Here is a 4812-nt window from a genome sequence, read left to right as displayed (position 1 = left end):
GTGCTTCCATGGTATGAACGATAGCGAGAAAATATTTTATAACCTCCAGTAATTGCTTTAGCCATTTTTAATGCTTGCTCATTCGCTTCTGCACCAGCAGTTGTAAAATATACTTTTGCCATATTATTCGGTGCCAAGTCTACAATTTTTTGTGCTAGCTTTGCTTTCGATTCTGAGGCAAAACCAGGCGCTGAAATTTCTAATTCTTTAAACTGGTTAAAAGCTTCGATTATCTTGGGATGCTTGTGCCCAAGATTAGCATAAACAAGTTGAGCATTCATATCATAGAATTTTTTGTTATTTTCATCCCAAAAATAAATGCCTTCTGAGTCAGTAATAATTTTCGGATTACGCTTTGCTTGTTTAGACCACGGCTGTAAAACATAATGCTGATTGGCTTTTTTTATCTGGTCATTGGTTAACATAAAACATTCCTCCTATCTTCTTATGGTTAGTCTACTAAATAGTTTTCAAAACAACTATTGGCATTTAACTCAATCTTTTTAGTCATCTGCACGATTATGAAGAAAAAGATCATCAATCAAAATCGCTAAAGATAAACTCGTTTTATCTAAATTATTTGTTAAACTACGGTCTAAAATTTTTTCAATACGCTGCACACGATAAGATACCGTGTTCCGATGGATAAATAATCGTTTAGAAATGGCATTGGCATGTCCATTTTCCTCAAGAAAAACTCTTAAAAAAGAATAATATTTTTGGTTATTGCAACGGTCGTATTCCCATACTCCAGCTAACATTTCTTTACAAAATTGCGGTAGGATAGGCGAATCTTTCAAAGCGAATAAAAATTGGTACACACCCAAATCTTTATATTTAAACAACCACTTTTCATCCTGATTTTGCACCACAGTGATAACTTGTAACGCCTCATCATAACTTTTATAGACTTCAGTAATATTAGGATAGCTCTCACCTTTACCAATGGCAATGGTGATTTTTTTTTGTCAAAATAGGCGTAAAGTTCTTTTCCAAACTTTGTAAAGTTCATTGTCTCTGATACTCGGCTAGAGCGATTAATTACAAAAACAACCATTTGTCCAACAATACCTGAAATAAATTTATTATATTTTTGATGAAATAGTTCACGAAGACGTTCATGGAAAACGTTTATTTCCATCTCACGTTTATTGGTCTGTTTTACAATAACGACAACACCCTCAAAGAGAAAGTCTTCCCCCAGATCATTGATGATTTCTACAGGAATTTCCTCGTTTGTGATTTTTTTACTAATTAATTTTTCAATAAAAACTATTTCTTCACTCTGTCTTTTTGTACGCTTGACTAGTTCTTCAAAAATCTTTTTTGTCATATCTGCAATCCTTATTCTCCAAGGCATTTCAATGACAATGCAACCTACTTCTTCTGCATATAGTTTAACTTCTTCTGGCACTTTTTTTATATAAGGCCCTGTATTGATAACAAGTGCAGCCGCACCTACTTTTTTCATGTATTTTAGTAATGACAGGCATTCTGAAATAGGGTTTATCATCGCTTCTCCTGTAGTAACCACTAATTCATTTCTTTGAATTAAATGTTTGAGCGTGATACTTTCAACTCGATTCACACCTGTAACTAGTTGTGTTAAATCATCTTGCGAAGTATGTTGTTGCAAATAATGAAAAGTTTTTTTAGATAATACTTCTTTTACTGTAATCATCGTTAGTCCCCCAATCAAATTTAACTTAATTACAGTAAAACACAGTCATATTCTATATTGCAAAAGTTGTGAGGCTCGTTTCACATTCAATTTTTAATGTGACTTTTCACTAAAATGTTTTTAATATATCTGAACGGTATTCTTTCAAAATGTTATATACATCGTCTTGTGGCAAAGCATAAAAATGATTATTTGCTTTTCCAGTCATCGATTCAGCTGCAAACATTGCATTTAAAATTGCTTCTTCGACTGCTTCTGCTGTTGCTTTATAGATTGGGTCCAGCGCATCATCACTAATAAGCGTTGCTTTATTATCTTGATAAGCAGTATTATTGGCTGTTGAAAAGGCTAAAAAGATATCTCCTGAATCATTCTCGAATCCCGCACCCAGACGACCGATTGCAATTGGTATTCGTTTGCAAATTTTTTGTAATTGAAGAGGCGATACAGGTGCATCTGTTGCAATAACAACAATAATGGATCCTGTCCCAGGTTTTGGCGAAAAAGTTTCTAACCTCGCTTCACCCCCTTTCAACAAACGTCCAATCGGGACACCAAACATTTCAAAACACGCGCGTGTGCCATGATTAGCTTGTACAAGCACACCTAAAGTATAACCACCTTCAGCGTCCGTCAAAACACGTGAAGACGTCCCCGTTCCACCTTTGAACTCATGGCATTGCATGCCATTTCCTCCACCCACATTCCCCTCAGCAATTGGTCCTGTTTTAGCATCATCAATTGCTTCATATACATCACTTGCAGTAACATGAAAGCCGTTGGTATCATTCATTAAACCATCCCATGTTTCACCAACCACTGGATAAAAATACCCGACCCCTTCAATTGGTTTACCTTCATGGATGTAAGGATAATAATAATTGTTATCAATCATCCATTTTGCCAGAGTATCTCTAACGATACCGACACTATTAGTGTTTGTAATCCCTATTGGGCCATGAAGATAGCCTGAATCATCCATCCAATGAGTCCCGGTCAGTTCACCATTACCATTCAAATTATGTCGTCCAACAAATAATGCGCTGCGTTTTTTACCTTGTGGTAAAATCATCGTTACGCCGGTTCTTGCAAATGGAGAGCCTGCTCCTTTATAGTCGCTTGGCTCACCAAACGTTATCGTTTTATACCCAACCTCTACACCTGCTACATCTGTGATGGCATTGTATTCACCTGTTTTCCCAGGTAACGTATAGCCCGCTTCTCTTACTCTTTTTTTGCTCAATTTTATACCTCCTTTGTTTTAAATTACCAGTGACATACGCAACTTCAATTGATTGTTTTAATCTTATAAAAAAGAAACTTTTAGCTTAGATTATCACTGCTGAACGTAATTTTAATGCAGCTTTTATAAGTACTACTCTCGATTACCAGTAGTTATAACATATCTTTGAAGTCTTCTTCTGAGTATTTTTTGTGTGAACGTTTCGCGTGTAAAGCAGTCATCATACTATCAAAGCGTTTTTTAGTAATTGGATAGAATAATATCGCTAATACTGCTAAACTACCAAAAATTCCTGGCATAAGCGTATTAACGTATAAAATCATTTGGTGTGCACTCTCGCTTTGGTTCTCAATTGCCCCTTCATAACCACCAAAAGCGAGTAACATTCCTGTAATCCAAGTGGCGCAAGCGGCACCAAGTTTTTGCGAGAAGGACATTACAGCTGTTACAACACCTTCTCGTCGGCTGTCATTGACATACTCATCTAATTCACAAATGTCATACATCATCGAGTAGTAGAGTGTCCAATAGGTGCTGTCTCCTAGACAGAAAACAACACAAAATATCAGTAGAATCGCAAAGCTAGGAAAGCCCGTCATACTGAAGAGAAGCAATCCTAATGAACCTATTCCTAGAAAACAGGCGTACACATGCTTCTTGTCAAAATGTCGGGCTGTTTTGTTAATAAATACTATCCAAACAATACATACTAAGCTATTAATAATAAAATAAAGTGATTGCCTTTCTGCTCCGTACCCAAGATTATATTTCATCAGGTAGATTAATCCGCCCATTGCCATTGTTGAAGCAACTGCCCAAAAGAACACTGATCCTGCCAAAAATTTAGTCGGTTTCAATTTCACTATTTGGGCTAATGCTTTGACCAGTGAAGATTTTTTCATTGTGTTATTTTTTTGCTCTTCGTGCTTATATATTTCTTTTCCACGCGTAAAGTGCCAACAAATAAAAGCGCTTAGCAGAATTCCCACGGCAAAGATACCACCAATAATCCGCCAACTCAGTTGACCAGACATACCGCTTTTTTCAAATAAGGCTAATAAATAAGGGGGTAATGCGGATGCTACCATTACAGCAACGTATAAGCCCACACTCGACCATGCTCGTAAAGTTGTTCGCTCATTAAAGTCATTTGTTAGTTCAGCACCCAAAGCAAAATACGGAATAACAAAAAATTTATAGCTACTCCAAAAAAGTATTGTCATTATTAAAAAGTAGATAAATGTCGCTTGTGTTCCCAAACTAATACTGTTAAAAATTAAAAAAGCAAAGATTGAATATGGTAATGCAGCCATTATCATCAAGGGACGTCTTCGACCATATTTCGAACGCATATTATCCGATATATGTCCCACTACTGGATCAAACACAGCATCCCATAAAATCGCTACCAATGAAATCGTTCCTGCTAAAGCTGGTGGCACGCCAACATAATCTGTCAAGAAAAAAAGAAAGAAGAAAAAATACATATTATAACCTAGACTATCTCCAATTTGTCCCATTGAATACGAAAGTTTTATTTTGAAGGGTAATTTTGTCGTTTCACTACTCATAGGCATTTTGTTATCATCCTTTCTATCATTTTCAGTGTCTCTGCTTTAATCTACTGTACTATTGAATGTGAAATTATTCATTGTGGATTCCGACATATATTTTTGGCGAAAAGCCCTATATGTTTGTTAGCAATCGCCGATACCTACGCATTCTTTTTACTGGTCTTACGATTGTTTACTCTTTTAAATACACGAAAAGCAACGTGATTTTATTTAACTGTTATTGTACATCTGCACAAAAAAACCACATGTTATACGCATGTGGTTTTTGAAAGATACTAAAACTTCATTATTTTTTATGTTTAACAACGTTACCC

Annotated in this window: 5 protein-coding genes; all 5 read right to left on the bottom strand. The window is 35.8% G+C overall.

Annotated elements, in window-relative coordinates; all coding sequences use genetic code 11:
• A partial coding sequence (locus IKV95_RS10250) for an aminotransferase class III-fold pyridoxal phosphate-dependent enzyme (RefSeq protein ID WP_287451771.1) occupies window positions 1-425 on the bottom strand: 425 nt, incomplete at its 3' end.
• Between the two features lie 78 nt (window positions 426-503).
• On the bottom strand, window positions 504-845 hold the full coding sequence (locus tag IKV95_RS10245) for a helix-turn-helix domain-containing protein (protein WP_069126411.1): 342 nt from the start codon (window positions 843-845) through the stop codon (window positions 504-506).
• Window positions 797-1681 (bottom strand): PucR family transcriptional regulator ligand-binding domain-containing protein, encoded by an 885-nt coding sequence (locus tag IKV95_RS10240; RefSeq protein ID WP_069126413.1) that lies wholly within the window; start codon window positions 1679-1681, stop codon window positions 797-799. The genes IKV95_RS10245 and IKV95_RS10240 overlap by 49 nt, the downstream gene beginning before the upstream one ends.
• Window positions 1682-1790: 109 nt before the next feature.
• A complete protein-coding gene (locus IKV95_RS10235) occupies window positions 1791-2924 on the bottom strand; it encodes a DmpA family aminopeptidase (RefSeq protein WP_051457229.1) in 1134 nt (377 codons plus the stop codon).
• A gap of 152 nt (window positions 2925-3076) precedes the next feature.
• The gene (locus IKV95_RS10230; protein WP_069119336.1) at window positions 3077-4501 is read right to left on the bottom strand and encodes an MFS transporter; all 1425 of its coding nucleotides are present in this window, start codon (window positions 4499-4501) and stop codon (window positions 3077-3079) included.
• Between the last annotated feature and the right edge of the window lie 311 nt (window positions 4502-4812).

The organism is Brochothrix sp., assembly GCF_017549435.1.
Lineage (GTDB): Bacteria > Bacillota > Bacilli > Lactobacillales > Listeriaceae > Brochothrix > Brochothrix thermosphacta.
The sequence above is the reverse complement of the archived record's forward strand: the minus strand, read 5'-3'. Positions and strand labels throughout refer to the sequence as shown.

Bases quoted from the DNA above. Each gene is read 5' to 3' on its own strand.
- IKV95_RS10240 (WP_069126413.1), bottom strand. From the start codon at position 1,681: ATGATTACAGTAAAAGAAGTATTATCTAAAAAAACTTTTCATTATTTG.
- IKV95_RS10230 (WP_069119336.1), bottom strand. From the start codon at position 4,501: ATGCCTATGAGTAGTGAAACGACAAAATTACCCTTCAAAATAAAACTT.